This window comes from Streptomyces afghaniensis, from assembly GCF_044327915.1.
Taxonomy (GTDB): Bacteria; Actinomycetota; Actinomycetes; order Streptomycetales; family Streptomycetaceae; genus Streptomyces; species Streptomyces afghaniensis.
On the sequence record NZ_JBIRGJ010000001.1, the window covers coordinates 618939 to 633592 of the forward strand.

Consider the following 14654-nt stretch of genomic DNA (forward strand, 5'->3'; position numbering starts at 1 on the left):
GATGACCGTCCCCAGCCCCGCCGAGGCCGCCGAACCCGTCGACCCGGCCCCGGCACCCCCACCGCGCCGCACCTTCGGCCTGGCCGCCGCCACGGCCCTCGTCATGGGCAACATCATCGGCGGCGGCATCTTCGCCCTGCCCGCCACCGTCGCCCCCTACGGCACGGTCAGCCTGCTCGCCTTCGTCGTGCTCTCGGTCGGCGCGGTCGCCCTCGCCCTGCTCTTCGGCAGACTGGCGCGGCGCAGCCCGGTCACGGGCGGGCTGTACGTGTACCCGCGGGACGCGTTCGGCGATTTCGCCGGGTTCCTGTCGGCCTGGTCGTACTGGACGATGTGCTGGGTCAGCATCGCCGCCCTGGCCGTCGCCGTCGTCGGCTACGTCGACGTCCTGATACCCCTGCACGGCAACCACGTCCTCCAGGCCGCCGTCGCCATGGCCGCCCTGTGGCTTCCCGCCGCCGCCAACTTCGCGGGCACCCGCTGGGTCGGCGCGGTGCAGGTCGTCTCCACCGTCCTGAAGTTCGTGCCGCTGCTCCTGCTGGCCACCATCGGCCTGTTCTTCGTCGACGCGGACAACTTCGGCCCGTTCAACGCCTCCGGCCAGAGCGTCTCCGGCGCGCTGGCCGCCTCCGCCGCGCTGCTGCTGTACAGCTTCCTCGGCGTCGAGTCGGCCGCGGTCAGCGCCGGCGAGGTCCGCGACCCCGAGCGCACGGTCGCCCGGGCGAGCGTCCTCGGCACCCTGGCCTCGGCCCTGGTCTACATCCTGGGCACGGTCGCCGTGTTCGGCCTCGTCCCGCACGGCCGGCTCGTCGACTCGGGCGCCCCGTTCGCCGACGCGGTGAACGCCCTCACGGGCAGCTCCTGGGGTGGCACGGCCATCGCCATGGTCGCCGTCGTCTCGATCACCGGCTGCCTCAACGGCTGGATCCTCATGGCCGCGCAGATGCCGTACGCCGCCGCCCGCGACGGTCTCTTCCCCGCGCCCTTCGCCCGGGTCGGCAAGGGCGGCGTGCCCGGCTTCGGCGTCTGGGCCTGCGCGGTCCTCGGCACGCTCCTCATCGCCCTCAACTACACGGCGGGCCCGGACACCACGTTCCGCATCCTCGTCCTGATCACCACCTTCACCGGCTGTGTGCCGTACCTGTTGTCGGCGGCGGCCCAGCTCTACTGGCTTGCCCGCGGTACCCGCGAACGCGTCCGCCCCGCCGGTCTGGTCCGCGACCTGATCGTCGCCGTCCTCTCCTTCGGCTTCTCGTTCTGGCTGATCGCGGGCGCCGGATACGCGGCCGTCTACCAGGGCGTGCTGTTCCTGTTCGCCGGGATCCCGGTGTACGTGTGGCTGCGGGGGCGGCGCGAGGAGGCTGCCTAGCTCCCACAGCTGCCTAGTACTCCCACAGCTGCCTAGTACTCCCACAGCAGGAACGAGCTGTCGTCAGCGGGACGCCGGTAACCGTCCAGGTACCGACCGGTTTCCAACGCGTCGGCGGTGCGGTGCAGCAGTGCGGGCAGCGAGGCCCACATGGGGTGGGAGGACAGGTGGGAGGCGCCCAGCTTGTCGTGCTCCTGGATGCGCTCGTGCGGCCGGGAGACGTCCAGGTGGAGCACACCGCCCGTGCCGTCGGAGGCGACGGGGATCCACTCCGGGGCGTAGGCGGGGGGAGACCCGTCACCCCAGACCGTCCTCTTGGTCCGCCAGGCGGTCACGACCTCGTCGGTGCTCAGGATCTGGTAGCAGGGCGGAAGACAGAAGCCGCCGCTGCCGTTGTGGCCCAGCAACAGGAGGGCGTGGTCGGGGTGGAGGGCCGTGCCGAGCTGCTCCTCGGCCCGGGCGATGTCCGCCGGGGTGGCCGCGGGAGCCAGCTCCCGGGGGCTGCCGCGTTCCTCGAGCCAGCGTTCCACGCGCTGCCACGACTCGCCGAGCGGAGCGGGCTCCATGTCTCCTCCTGCCGGTCCGGGAAGGAGCTCACCGTAAGCTGGCGGGATGCCTGAAGTCGCCGTGGCGGAAGCCGAGTTTCGCGAGATCTTCGATTCCGCAGCCCCCGGAAGGACGACCCTCGTACCTCTCACGCACAACCCGTCGAACGGCGTCACCGCGGGCGTGTGGCGCGTCACGGGCGGCGGCCGGTCGGCCGTCCTGAAGGTGCTGACGCGGACCAAGGAGACCAGCGTCGCCTGGGCCGCCTCCAACGACCCCCGGCACTGGAACTTCTGGCGCCGCGAGGCGTACGTCTACCAGTCGGGGCTCGCCCGGATCTGGCAGGGGCACGGCATCCGCGCGCCCCGGCTGCTGGCCTGCGTAGAACGCCCCGACGGTGACCTGGCGTTGTGGCTGGAGGACGTGCCGGGCGATCCGGCGACGGCCTGGCCGCTCGACCGGCACGTCGAGCACGCGCACCGGCTCGGGGCCGCGCAGGGCGCGGTGGGTGCCGGGGAGGACCGGCCGTGGCTGTCGCAGCGCTTCCTGCGCGACTACACCGCCTCCAAGACGACGGGCCAGGACCTGCTCGATGACGACGAGGCCTGGCGGCACCCCCTGGTCCGGGCGCACTTCCCGGCGGGCCTGCGCGCGGACATGGTCCGCCTCCACCATGACCGCGAGTGGTTCCTCACGGTCATGGAGTCCCTGCCGCGCGCCTTCTGCCATCTCGACCAGTGGCCTGCCAACGTCCGCTCCGACGGCCGGGGCAGTGCCGTCCTCGACTGGGCGTTCGCCGGGGACGGGGCGCTCGGCGAGGACCTCGGCAACTACCTCCCCGACTGCGTCTTCGACCTGTTCGTCCCCGCCGCCGACCTCCCCGGCCTGGCCAAGGCGGCATACGACGCCTACCTGCACGGCCTGCGTGAGAGCGGCTGGCCCGGCGACGAACGGCTCGTACGGCTCGGCGTGTGCGCCTCGGCCGTGAAGTACGACTGGCTCACCGCGACCATGCTCGCCCGGGCGGACGACGAGCAGCCGGCCTACGGCGGCCAGGGCGCCGTCCCCGCCGAACTCCGCTACCGCGAACGCGGCCTGGCCCTCGCCTTCCTCGCGGACTGGGCGGCCGAGGCGCGGCTGCTGGCGCCCCAGCTCGGCTTCCCCCAGGCGCCGAGCGGTCGCTGACACCGGACGTCCGAGGCTCGTTGCCGGGAGAAGGGAAGGGCATGGCCCGCGTCGTCGAGTTGTCGTACTACCCCGTCAAGGGATGCGCCGGGACACCGGCGACCGAGGCACTGGTGACCCCCGCCGGGCTGGCGCACGACCGCAGCTTCATGGTCGTCAGCGAGGAGGGCGTGTACCGGACCCAGCGCCGGGATCCCCGGCTGGCCGTCATCCGGCCCGCCCTCACCGCCGACGGCGGCCGCCTCACGCTCAGCGCACCGGGGACCGAGGACCTGCACCTCCGGGTGGACACCACGGGCACCCGGCAGAAAGTGGACCTGTTCGGGACCGCGTACCAAGGCATCGACCAGGGCGAGGAGGCAGCCGACTGGCTGTCGGAGGTGCTGCGCGCCCCGAGCCGGCTCGTGCGCGTACCGCCGGAACACGACCGGGTGACCGACGGTCTGACACCCGGCACCTCCGGCTACGCCGACAGCTGCGCCCTGCACGTCGTCTCGCGCTCCACCCTCGGCCTCCTCAACCGGAAACTGAGCGAACGCGGCGCGAGCCCGCTGCCCATGAACCGTTTCCGCCCCAACATCGTGCTCGACGGCGGCGACGGACCCGATGGCTGGGACGAACCGCACACCGAGGACCGTGCCCGCCACCTGCGCATCGGTGACACCGAACTGGGCTATGCCAAGCTCGCCATCCGCTGCGCCGTCACCCTGGTCGAGCAGGAGTCCGGGGACAGGGCGGGCCCCGAACCGCTGCGCACCCTCGCCGGTTACCGGCGGGCCTGCGAGGGCGGCGTCGCCTTCGGCGCGAAGTTCGCCGTGCTGCGGCCCGGCAGGGTGGCCGTCGGCGACGACGCGGCCGTCACGTCGTGGGGCGAGTCCGAGCTGTGAGCCTCACCGCCGTGCGCGGCCCGCATGCCGGCCGCCGCCTCGGTGGCGCCGGCCGCGTCGCGTCGCCATCGGCACGGCGAGGCTGACGACGAGGGCCAGCCCGAGGGCGTACGGCCACCAGCCGAAGCCGACGCCCTGCGACGCGCCGGCGCTCCGGGGCGCCACGGCGCCGGACGCGGACGCCCCGGGCGCACTGGGGGAGGGGCTCGGGGCGGTCTTCGCGGTGAGGGCGACGTCGTTGCCGTCCCCGGCCCGGTAGTCGATGCGGTAGGTGGTGTCGCCGAGCTTCAGACGGGCGCCCTGCCGCAGTCCCTCGAACGTTCCCGAGGTCCTGCCGTCGCCCCGGTGGTCGAGGACGGTGATCTCACGAGCGGGCCCGCCGGACCGGCCCCGGCCTGCCACGGCCGATACGTCGAGGTCCCCGGCCAGCCGCACGGCCCCCCTCACCTTCAGCGGCCCCTCCCGCAGGACCAGGGAACCCTCCGGGCTCTGCCGGTAGGCGCCGTTCACGGTGAGGCCGGTCGTGACGGCACCGTCGTTCGTCACCGCTCCCGCGACCGTGCCCCTGCCCGTGAGCGCGGTCGCGACGCGCAGGCCCGCCGGACCCGCGTCGAGCCGGGCCCCGGCCGACGTGAGCCGTACGGCCCTGCTGCGCGTGAGCGTGGCGCCTTGGCGCAGGGCCAGCGTGCCCCGGGAGACGGTGGTCGTCCCGGTGTACGTGACGGCGGGTCCCGTCAGGGTCGTCGTGGCGGCTCCCGACTGGGTGAGCGAGCCGCTGCCGCCGATGCGGGAGAGGGTGAGGGGCCGGTTGGTGTTGCGCAGGACGAGCGAGCCGTCGTTGACGACCTTGTAGCGGGCGCCTGCCGTGTACAGCCCGCCGTCCCCGCCGCGCTTACCGCTGCCCAGACGCAGCACCGCGCCCTTCTCCACCGTCGTCGAGCCGTCGTAGTGCTGCACGGCCGCGAAGGTCACGTCGTTGCCGGGCGTGCCGGCGATGACGATGTCGCCGGCGCCGGGGGCCGAGAGGGTGTCGTGGAATCTGCCGCCGCCGATGGGGGCGCCGAGCGTCACCGGGCCGTCGTAGTCGAAGGTGAGGCGGGAACGGGAGCGGGCGGCCAGGAGGTTGATGTAGACCGTCTCGGCGGTCCCCGGCATGAAGATCCTGTTGGTCGTGCCGTCGCCCCACTGGACGTTCGCACCCTTGATGTTGGTGCCGCGCTTGTTGACGTTCTTGCGGGCGGGCGTCCAGTTGAGGGCCGGGTCGCTGAGCGACGGGTCGCTGTCGCCGCCCCGGTCCGACCAGCTGTACTGGCCGGTGAGGATCACCTTGCCGCCGGGCCGCGACTGGACGTTGATGTCGCTGCCGTACTCGCGCTGGTAGAAGTCCATGCCCATCGTGACGGTCCGGCCCAGGGGCGTGTCGACTGTCCAGGTGCCCTGGTTGAGGACCTTGCGGACGTTCGGGAGCGAGGTCGCGTACTCCGGGCGGCCGGCGTTCAGCTGCGTGCCGTTGTCGATCACCCCGGAGAAGGAGTGGGTGCCCGACAGGTCCCAGGTGCCCCACAGGAACCTCGGCTGGGTGATCAGCCCGGAGCCGCTGATGGTGCCCAGGTTGTACGCGCTCGTCAGCGACAGCCGCAGGGTGCCGTCGACCCGGATGTTGTCCTGGTTGAGACGGAACGCCGGGGTGTTGTACGGGAAGCGGCCGATCAGTCCCGTCGTACCGCCGTCGCCGTACTGGAGCGTCGCCCCGCGCTCCACCGTGACCGCCGGCGGGTCCGGGTCGGCGACGGTGACGTACGGGTGGTTCCCGCCCTGCGTCCGCACCTGCTGCCGCCGCCGGGACTCGGGGAGCGCGAAGTCGCTGTCCCTGGTGAGGACCAGCGTCCCGCTGCCGCGCACCGTGAGCGTGCCCTCGCCGCGGAACACTCCGTCGTACGTCGTCGTCCCCGGCGGCACGGTGACGACCGTGTCGCCGGTGAGCGTCACGTCCCGGTCGGCCAGCACGTCGGCGGTGACGTCCCGGGGACCGGCGGCCACCGCCGGGGGAGCGGCGAGCAGGGAGGCGACCGCCGCGAGGACACCGGCGGCCGCTGCTGTGGTGTGGGTGAGACTGCGCACGGGAGGGGAGACGCGGGGCGCGGGCGGCCGATAACAGAAAATCGACGGTCGCCTTTCAGTGCCGGGCGAACTGCGCACGCGTCGGCCGTACGGCGTCCGGACGAATCGCGATGCCGTCGACGGTGAGTTGTTCGCCGTAGATGTCGGTGAGCCTCAGAGGGCCGCCGCAGCCGGTGCCGGAGGGGGAGAGGAAGTAGTTGTACTCGGTCCGGGTCAGCCGGCTCCACCCGCTGCTGGTCCTGACCTCCAGCCGGGCCAGCGGGTTGCGGTGACCGAGCGCCTGGATGCCGCACCAGTGGCTGCTGGAGCCGGTCTTGTAGCGGATCGAGACGGTGTCGGACGTGCTGGGGCTCAGGAGGCTCCAGGTGATCGGTATCCGGCCGGCGGAGAGGCCGGCGAGCTTGGCGAAGGCCTCCTTGCTGAGGTCGAGCTGCCCGGGGGCGCAGGGCAGCGGGCATTCGTTGGTGACCCGGACCGTGACGGAGGCGCCGTTCGCCGCGCGGACGAGGATGTGCGCCCCGCACGCCTTGGACGTCTCGTAGTCGGTGTGGTTCATCGCCGCGACCATGAGGTCGGGGCTCGGGCCGTACAGGCAGGCGCCGTTGCCGTCCGCCGCGTCGTAGTGGGTGGCGACCCCCTTGTAGGTGACCTGGGGCTGGATACGTCCCGCCAGCGGCGCCGTGCCGGACGCCGGCCGCGGTGAGGACCGCGGGGCGCCGGTGGGCGAGGGCCGTGCCGACGGGGTGGTCGCGGCCGGCGTCGGGGATGCCTTGGACGGCTTCGGCTTCGGCTTCTGCTTCGGGCTCGGTTCGGCCTTCCGTTCCGGGGTCGCGGCCGGGGCACTCGACTGGTTCCCGGCGGCGGGCTCGGCAGCGGCTCGCACGGCGTTCGGCTCGCTGTCGGGGCGGAGGGCCATCACCAGCGACAGCAGAACTCCCACCGCTGCTACGGCGACGGCGACGAGGGCCGTGCGCCGCTCACGGAGGGGACGGCGGCGGGAATGGGATGCCACGGTTTGCGTCCTTACGTGGTTCAGGGGAATGCGCGCTTTCGACCCACCAGTCGTCGCCGGGGCCGGAAAGGTTGCCGTCCGTCCCGCACCAGGTTCTCTTCGTCCCGTCAGACCCGTTGACCTCCTCGTGGCGCACCCTTACCTTTTCGGCGTTCGTAATGACAGATGGTGTTCGAAATGTCAGACGACGTGTCAGGCAACGCATCAGACAACGCCGTGTGTCCCCAGTGAGAGGCAGGCCCCACCGCATGAGCCGCGACCGCGACCACGCTCTGCCCGAACCCCCCAGCCGCAGACTGCTGCTGAAGGGCGCCGCAGCCGCCGGTGCCCTGGCCGCAGTCCCCGCCGTCCCGGGTGTGGCCCAGGCCGCCACCCAGACCAGGCCCCCGAAGCCGGCTCCCTTCGTCAACCCGCTCGTCCGCAACCGGGCCGACCCGCACATCAACCGGCACAAGGACGGCTTCTACTACTTCACCGCCACCGCCCCCGAGTACGACCGCATCATCCTGCGCCGCTCCCGGACCCTGAACGGCCTGGGCACGGCCGCCGAGTCCGTGATCTGGCGCGCCCACCCCACGGGCGACATGGGTGCGCACATCTGGGCGCCCGAACTCCACCGTATCGGCGGCAAGTGGTACATCTACTTCGCCTCCGCGCCCGCCGAGGACGTGTGGGCGATCCGCATATGGGTGCTGGAGAACGCCCACCCCGACCCCTTCAAGGGCACCTGGGTGGAGAAGGGTCAGGTGAAGACGGCCTGGGAGACGTTCTCCCTGGACGCCACCACCTTCACCCACCGGGGCAAGCGCTACCTCGCCTGGGCGCAGCACGAGCCCGGACTGGACAACAACACCGGCATCTTCCTCTCCGAGATGGCGAACCCCTGGACCCTGAAGGGCCCGCAGGTCAGGCTCTCCACGCCGGAGTACGACTGGGAGTGCATCGGCTTCAAGGTCAACGAGGGCCCGTACGTCATCAAGCGCAACGGCCGCCTCTTCATGACGTACTCGGCCAGCGCCACCGACTTCAACTACTGCATGGGCCTGCTGACCGCGGACGCCGACAGTCACCTCCTGGACCCCATGAGCTGGTCCAAGTCGCCGACGCCGGTCTTCACCAGCAACGACACCACCAAGCAGTACGGCCCCGGCCACAACTGCTTCACCGTCGCCGAGGACGGCCGCACCGACGTCCTCGTCTACCACGCCCGCCAGTACAAGGAGATCAACGGCGACCCGCTGAACGACCCCAACCGGCACACCCGCATCCAGAAGCTCGGCTGGAAGCCGGACGGCACCCCGGACTTCGGCATCCCGGTCGCCGACACCGTGAAGGCGGGTGACTGAGATGAGACGCGCCTGCGCGGTCCTCCTCGCCCTGTGCATGGGCATGTTCGGTGCCCTCGCCACCGCCGGCCCCGCCCAGGCCGCGCCCCAGACCATCACCAACGGCACGCAGTTCAAGGACACCTCCGGCAACCCCGTCCACGCGCACGGCGGCGGGGTCCTCAAGGTCGGCTCCTACTACTACTGGTTCGGCGAGCACCGCAACGCCGACAACACCTTCCGGTACGTCGACGCCTACCGTTCGACCGACCTGAAGAACTGGGAGTTCCGCAACCACGTCCTGACCGAGGCCAGCGACCCCGAGCTGGCGACCGCCAACATCGAGCGGCCGAAGGTCATGTACAACGCGTCCACCGGCAAGTTCGTGATGTGGATGCACAAGGAGAACGGCACCGACTACAGCGAGGCCCGCGCGGCCGTCGCCGTCTCCGACACCGTCGACGGCAACTACACCTGGAAGGGCAGCTTCCGTCCGCTCGACCAGCACATGTCCCGGGACATCACCGTCTTCACCGACACCGACGGCGCCGGGTACATGATCTCCGCCGCCCGCGAGAACTACGACCTCCAGATCTATCGCCTCACCGCCGACTACACCGGCATCGCGAGCCTGGTCGCCAACCCCTGGCCGGGCGGCCACCGCGAGGCCCCGGCCCTGTTCAAGCGGGGCAGTGTGTACTTCATGCTGACCTCGGGCGCCACGGGCTGGAACCCCAACCAGCAGCAGTACGCCACGGCCACGAGCATCTCCGGCCCCTGGTCGGCCATGAAGAACATCGGCGACTCGACGGCCTACGGCTCGCAGACCGCGTTCGTGCTCCCGGTCCAGGGCACCTCCGGCACCTCGTACCTCTACCTGGGCGACCGCTGGGGCAACTCCTTCGGCGGCACCGTCAACGATTCGCGCTACGTCTGGCTGCCGCTGACCTTCTCCAACTCGACCACGATGGCCATGTCCTGGTCACCCGAGGTCACCGTCGACACGGCCGCCGGGACCGTCTCCGGCACGAGCGCCACGTACAACACCCTCGTCGCCCGCCACTCGTCCAGGTGCGCGGACGTCACCAGCCAGTCGCTGTGGGCCGGTGCCCAGCTCAAGCAGTACGACTGCAACGGCGGCGGCAACCAGAAGTACTGGTTCAAGTCCGTCGGAAGCGGTTACTACCAGCTGATGGTCAGGAACAGCTCCCTGTGCGTGCAGGAGAACGCGAGCACGGTCACGCAGGAGAACTGCTCCTCCGCGACGAGCCAGCAGTGGTCGCTGACCACCACCGGCTCGTACGTGAACGTCAAGTCGCGCGCGTCCGGCGAGTGCCTGGACGTGAACGGCGCGTCCACAGCCAACGGTGCCGCGCTCATCACGTACACGTGCAACGGCGGCACCAACCAGCAGTGGACGCGCGGGACGTGACCACCGCGGTGACGGCCGCTACGCCAGCAGGTCGATCGCGTCGACCGCCGTCCCCGCACTGAGGAAGCCGGTCGTCCCCGACCCGCTCACCACGTCGATCCTGAGCACGTTGTACTGACTCGTGTCCGTCTTCCAGGCGGACGCCGGGACGCTGTACGTGAACGTGTGGTTGTTGCCGCGGTACGAACCGTTGGTCAGCGACCGGGTGTTCGGCTGGGTGGGCGGGGAGGGGATGGCGGACGTCCAGGCATCGTTCACCGTCACCTGTGGGCGGCCGTTGGCGTACGCCGTCGTCACCCCGATCCGCAGGGTGTGCGCGGCCGCCGCCTGGGCCGCCGTCAGCCGGAAGTACACGAGGATCCCGCTGTTGACGTCCTTCCAGAGGTAGCAGGGGAAGGCCGCGGTCGCGCCGTCGCCGATGACGACGTTCCCCGTCCAGGACGCGGCCCGTACGTCGGACGGATGCGCGTACGTCATCAGGTCCGCGTTCTTGAACCCGGCCGGCGTGCCGTTCCAGTCGCCGATCCGCCAGATCGCGCTCGCGTTGGACGGGTCGTTGGAGGACGGGATCGCGATCGTGTTCACGGTGGTCGTGCCGCCCGCCGAGACACTCACCGAGGTGGTGTACACCGCCAGTTCGCCCTTGAAGACGGTCAGCGTGTACGTGCCCGGCAGCACACCCGGGATGGAGAAGAAGCCGTCCGAGGAACGCGCCGAACCCCAGTACTGCGCCGTCGCGTTGGCGAGGCCCACGGTGTATGGGTACGCCGTGTTCCGCCCGGTTATCCCGACCCCCGCCACCTTGCCCCGGCCGCTCGCCGGCACGTACCCGGCGATGCCGAGCGAGTCGGCCCACGGCGTGGTCAGAGTGCCCGGGAACAGTGCCGAGGAGGGGGCCCCGCCGTCCGTGAAGGCGATGACGTACGGGCCCTGGAGACCGAACCGCTGGTCCTCGGTCTGGTTCTGCCCGTAGTAGAGGATCTCGTACAGGCCGCCGCCGTCCGCGCTCTGGTGGCGCAGCAGCGAGCGGTAGAAGGGGCCGCCGGAGGCCTTCTCGTGGTTGCTGCGCACCATCCACAGACCCACGCCGCCGGCGGACCAGCCGATGTGGTCGTAGTCCATGACGCGCCGCCTGGCGTAGTGCTTGGAGCGGGTCTGCCCGTCGGACTTCCGGAACACGTCCGAGGCCTCGATGGTGGTGGGCGCGTACGTGTACGAGTCGGGCTCGTCGTTGAGGAACGCGCCCTTCTTCACCCGCACGATGTACCGGGTCGCGGAGACGGACGTGTCGGCCTTGTTGGTCCACAGGTAGACGTTGTTCTCGCCGCTGCGGGCCGCGTAGTAGTGCCGGAGCGTGCCGTGGGTGACCGAGACCAGGATCGTGGAGCCGGACTGCCTGATGGTCACGGTGGAGGCGCCGAGGCCGGACTCGATGTGCGAGTTCATGCCGCCGTAGCCCTGGTACTCCGTGCCCCGGTAGACCAGGGAGGTCAGGTCGCCGGTGGACTTGCTCACCTTGAGGACCAGTTGGGCGCCGGTGTCGACGACGTAGTTCGAGCCGTCGTCGGTCCAGCCGAAGCCGGCTGCGTGTGCCGTGCCGGTCGCCGTGCCGGTGAGGGCCGTACCGGCGGTGGCGGTGGCGCCGAGGACGAAGGCGCGGCGGCCGACCGGTCTGTTCGCGGATCCGGGCATGGGGGGCCTCCTTCGGGAGGTGGGGGGCTGCGGTGTGAGCGAGAGTGACAGTTGAATCGATTTCGCGAAAGGGATTTCACGCGTCTGGTGGCAGCATCTTTGCGAAATGTGCCCGAGGTCTAGAAAGCGCTTGCCAGAGGCGATACGTTCAGCCGCCAGGTCTTGTCACCGTGACGGAGGAGTTGCGAGTGAGACGTTTCAACATCGCCGTGCCGGCGGCCGTGATACTGAGCACCGCCCTGTCCGTCGTACCCGCCCACGCGGGGGACGCCGGCGGACGGCCGGGCCTCGCGCACTGCGCCGCGGGCGCCTGCCACTTCGACGTCCCGCCCGGTACGTACGACGTAAGGGTCGTGCTCGGCGGGGAGGCCGCGTCCGCCACGAGCATCAGCGGCGAGACCCGCCGGTCCCTGCTGCCGGAGACGGCCGCACCGGCGGGCGAGCGCGTCACCCGCACCTTCACCGTGAACGTCCGCACCCCCGAGGGCGAGCCCACCGGCCCCGACGGGACCCCCGGCCTCGATCTGCGCATCGGCGGTTCCGCCCCCGCCCTGGCCGGCATCAAGGTCACCCCGGCCCGCCACGCCCGCCAGATCTTCCTGGTGGGCGACTCCACCGTCTGCGACCAGCCCGGCGACCCGTACTCCGGCTGGGGCCAGCAGCTGCCCCAGTACCTCCGCCAGGGCGTGTCCGTCGCCAACTACGCCGATTCCGGCGAGAGTACGGTCACGTATCTGGGGAACCCGCGGCTGTGGGCCACCGTACGGCCCCTGATCCGCCCCGGCGACCTGGTCCTCGTCCAGCTCGCCCACAACGACAAGACCACGGACGAGGCCACCTACCGGGCCAACCTGGAGACCCTGGTGGCGGCAGTCCGGGAGCGGGGCGGACAGCCGGTCCTTGTCACTCCCATCGTGCGGCGCTGGTTCAACCCCGACGGCACGCTGAACAACGGAACGGCGCTCCTGGTCAACGGCCTGGGCGTCGACCACCCGGCGGTCACACGCTCCGTCGCCGCCGCGCAGGACGTCCCGCTCATCGACCTCACGGCGAAGACGAAGGCACTCGTGGAGTCCCTGGGCGTGGAGGGCTCCAAGGCCCTGTACCTCTACAACGAGAAGCGGGACAACACGCACACCTCCGTGCGCGGTGCCACCGCCTACGCGGGCCTGGTCCGCGACGAACTCGTCACCCGGCATCTGGTGCCGAAGGGCAAGGTGCGGGTGGGATGAACCCCTGGGGCGCCCCGACCGGAACCGGGGCGCTCCAGGTCCAGCCTGTTCCGGCCCGTCCCAGCACGAAAGAGACGCGATGCAGCTGCCCCCCGCCGACCGCACGGCCTCCTCGTTCACCGGCTACACCCGCGCCCACTGGGAGGCGGCGGCCGACGCCCTGCTCACCGCCGTCGAGCCGTACGCGACCGAGGACCGCGCGCTCTACCACCTGCCCGGCGACCGCACCAGCTGGTCCGGTCGCCTCTCCGACGGCCTGGAGGGCTACGCCCGCACCCTGCTGCTGGCCGCCTTCCGCCGCGACGAGAAGGCCCTGGAGCGCTACGCCGACGGTCTGGCCGCCGGAGTCTCGGGCGTCTGGCCCCGCATCGAGGACCGCGGCCAGCCCCTGGTGGAGGCGGCGTCGATCGCACTCGCCCTGCGGCTGACGCGGGAGCTGCTGTGGGACCGGCTGGACGACGGCGTACGGCAGCGGGCGGCGGCCTGGCTCGGCGACGCGCTCACCGCCGAGGCCTGGCCCTGCAACTGGGAGCTGTTCCCGGTCATGGTGGGCGGCTTCCTGGCCGAGACCGGCCACGAGCCGGACGCGTCCCGCGCGGCGATCGACCGCGGCCTGGAGCGCATCGAGCGGTGGTACCTGGGCGACGGCTGGTACACCGACGGCGACGGCCGCAAGTTCGACTACTACAACGGCTGGGCCATGCACCTCTACCCGGTGCTGCACGCCTGGCTGGAGCGGGACGAGCGCCTGCTGGACCTGTACGGGACGCGTCTCGAGCGCCATCTCTCGGACTACGCCCGCCTGTTCGGCGGCGACGGCGCTCCCCTGCACCAGGGCCGCTCCCTGACCTACCGCTTCGCGACGACGGCACCCCTGTGGCTGGGCGCACTGACCGGCCGTACGCCGCTCTCCCCGGGCGAGACCCGGCGCCTGGCCTCGGGAGCACTGCGCTACTTCCTCGACCGGGGCGCGGTGGACGACCGGGGTCTGCTGTCCCTGGGCTGGCACGGCCCCGACGAGTCGGTCCTCCAGGGCTACTCGGGCCCGGCCTCCCCCTACTGGGCGAGCAAGGGCTTCCTCGGCCTGCTCCTGCCTCCCGGCCACGAGGTGTGGACGGCGGCGGAGGAACCGGCCCCGGCCGAACGCGCGGACGCCGTCACCCCCGTCGGACCTCCCAACTGGCTGCTCCAGTCCACCCGTTCCGACGGGGTGGTCCGCCTGCACAACCACGGCAGCGAGGACGTCCGCTACGACCCGTACTACACGCGCCTGGCCTACTCGACCGTGACGGCCCCGTCCCCCTCGTACGACAACTGCGTGCTCGTCGGCGACGACCCGAGCCGCACCGGCATCGAACCGCTCGGCGTCGGCGACGGCTGGGCGGCCTCGCGCCACACCGCGGGCGGGGGAGCCGGTGTGACGAGCGTGGTGCTGGCGCGCGGGGCGGCGGAGGTGCGGGCACACCTGGTGACGGGGGCGGAGCCCGGGACGCCGGTGCGGGTGACCGGCTGGCCGGCGGGAGAGGGCCTGCGGGCCGAACTCCTGCCTGCGGCGGGGCTCGACGCGGCCCTCACCGGCGTCACCGGCGAGGGCGCCACGCTCTTCGTCGCCTCGGCCCGGCTGACGGCGGAGCCGGACCCGGTCCCGCTGACGGAGCTGGTCTCCGTGCGGGTGGACGGGACAGGGGCCGTCGAGGTCCGCTGGAGCGACGGGGACGGGGCGCGGGTCCGGCTGGACGGCTCGGGAGTGGAGGTAGCGCCGCTGACGTGACGCGCTGACTCCTCGAAACCGCCGACGACATGGCAAAGGCAAGGAGAGAACTCTCCTTGCCACTCTCAACTTATAGCGCCCT

11 protein-coding genes are annotated in these 14654 nt (G+C 71.6%); 7 read left to right on the forward strand and 4 right to left on the reverse strand.

Going from position 1 to position 14654, the window contains the following annotated elements; genetic code table 11:
* Position 1 precedes the first annotated feature (1 nt).
* Complete coding sequence (locus ACH4G3_RS02590) at positions 2-1369, forward strand: amino acid permease (RefSeq protein WP_397622712.1); 1368 nt, start codon at positions 2-4, stop codon at positions 1367-1369.
* Positions 1370-1401: 32 nt separating this feature from the next.
* On the opposite strand, the gene ACH4G3_RS02595 is transcribed toward ACH4G3_RS02590, so the two are convergent.
* The gene (locus ACH4G3_RS02595) at positions 1402-1935 is read right to left on the reverse strand and encodes an SMI1/KNR4 family protein (protein WP_397622713.1); all 534 of its coding nucleotides are present in this window, start codon (positions 1933-1935) and stop codon (positions 1402-1404) included.
* Positions 1936-1981: 46 nt separating this feature from the next.
* Between ACH4G3_RS02595 and ACH4G3_RS02600 the strand changes: the two genes are divergently transcribed.
* Together ACH4G3_RS02600 and ACH4G3_RS02605 are read left to right on the forward strand one after the other, a co-directional pair.
* A complete protein-coding gene (locus tag ACH4G3_RS02600; RefSeq protein WP_397622714.1) occupies positions 1982-3100 on the forward strand; it encodes an aminoglycoside phosphotransferase family protein in 1119 nt (372 codons plus the stop codon).
* A 41-nt stretch (positions 3101-3141) separates the two neighbouring features.
* Positions 3142-3987, forward strand: a complete 846-nt coding sequence (locus ACH4G3_RS02605) for an MOSC domain-containing protein (protein WP_397622715.1) — start codon at positions 3142-3144, stop codon at positions 3985-3987.
* Positions 3988-3990: 3 nt separating this feature from the next.
* On the opposite strand, the gene ACH4G3_RS02610 is transcribed toward ACH4G3_RS02605, so the two are convergent.
* The gene (locus ACH4G3_RS02610; protein ID WP_397622716.1) at positions 3991-6108 is read right to left on the reverse strand and encodes an autotransporter-associated beta strand repeat-containing protein; all 2118 of its coding nucleotides are present in this window, start codon (positions 6106-6108) and stop codon (positions 3991-3993) included.
* Positions 6109-6163: 55 nt separating this feature from the next.
* Positions 6164-7120, reverse strand: coding sequence for an expansin EXLX1 family cellulose-binding protein (locus ACH4G3_RS02615; protein ID WP_397622717.1), 957 nt, complete (start codon positions 7118-7120; stop codon positions 6164-6166).
* A gap of 248 nt (positions 7121-7368) precedes the next feature.
* Here ACH4G3_RS02615 and ACH4G3_RS02620 point away from each other — a divergent pair, with 248 nt between their 5' ends.
* Positions 7369-8466 (forward strand): glycoside hydrolase family 43 protein, encoded by a 1098-nt coding sequence (locus ACH4G3_RS02620; RefSeq protein WP_397622718.1) that lies wholly within the window; start codon positions 7369-7371, stop codon positions 8464-8466.
* Between the two features lies 1 nt (position 8467).
* The gene (locus tag ACH4G3_RS02625; protein ID WP_397623362.1) at positions 8468-9877 is read left to right on the forward strand and encodes an RICIN domain-containing protein; all 1410 of its coding nucleotides are present in this window, start codon (positions 8468-8470) and stop codon (positions 9875-9877) included.
* An 18-nt stretch (positions 9878-9895) separates the two neighbouring features.
* Here the strand turns inward: ACH4G3_RS02625 and ACH4G3_RS02630 are convergent, their stop codons facing one another.
* Positions 9896-11569, reverse strand: coding sequence for a rhamnogalacturonan lyase B N-terminal domain-containing protein (locus ACH4G3_RS02630; protein ID WP_397622719.1), 1674 nt, complete (start codon positions 11567-11569; stop codon positions 9896-9898).
* Positions 11570-11757: 188 nt separating this feature from the next.
* On the opposite strand from ACH4G3_RS02630, the gene ACH4G3_RS02635 reads away from it, so the two are divergent.
* Together ACH4G3_RS02635 and ACH4G3_RS02640 are read left to right on the forward strand one after the other, a co-directional pair.
* Positions 11758-12801: a rhamnogalacturonan acetylesterase gene (locus tag ACH4G3_RS02635; RefSeq protein WP_397622720.1), complete on the forward strand. Its 1044-nt coding sequence runs from the start codon at positions 11758-11760 to the stop codon at positions 12799-12801.
* Between the two features lie 79 nt (positions 12802-12880).
* Positions 12881-14572 carry a DUF2264 domain-containing protein gene (locus tag ACH4G3_RS02640; protein WP_397622721.1) on the forward strand — a complete coding sequence of 564 codons (1692 nt, stop codon included), beginning with the start codon at positions 12881-12883 and terminating at the stop codon, positions 14570-14572.
* Positions 14573-14654 lie beyond the last annotated feature (82 nt).

What these genes read in the sequence shown, in the direction of transcription:
- ACH4G3_RS02590 (WP_397622712.1), top strand. Translation starts at nt 2, where the DNA reads ATGACCGTCCCCAGCCCCGCCGAGGCCGCCGAACCCGTCGACCCGGCC.
- ACH4G3_RS02595 (WP_397622713.1), bottom strand. Translation starts at nt 1,935, where the DNA reads ATGGAGCCCGCTCCGCTCGGCGAGTCGTGGCAGCGCGTGGAACGCTGG.
- ACH4G3_RS02600 (WP_397622714.1), top strand. Translation starts at nt 1,982, where the DNA reads ATGCCTGAAGTCGCCGTGGCGGAAGCCGAGTTTCGCGAGATCTTCGAT.
- ACH4G3_RS02605 (WP_397622715.1), top strand. Translation starts at nt 3,142, where the DNA reads ATGGCCCGCGTCGTCGAGTTGTCGTACTACCCCGTCAAGGGATGCGCC.
- ACH4G3_RS02620 (WP_397622718.1), top strand. Translation starts at nt 7,369, where the DNA reads ATGAGCCGCGACCGCGACCACGCTCTGCCCGAACCCCCCAGCCGCAGA.
- ACH4G3_RS02625 (WP_397623362.1), top strand. Translation starts at nt 8,468, where the DNA reads ATGAGACGCGCCTGCGCGGTCCTCCTCGCCCTGTGCATGGGCATGTTC.
- ACH4G3_RS02630 (WP_397622719.1), bottom strand. Translation starts at nt 11,569, where the DNA reads ATGCCCGGATCCGCGAACAGACCGGTCGGCCGCCGCGCCTTCGTCCTC.
- ACH4G3_RS02640 (WP_397622721.1), top strand. Translation starts at nt 12,881, where the DNA reads ATGCAGCTGCCCCCCGCCGACCGCACGGCCTCCTCGTTCACCGGCTAC.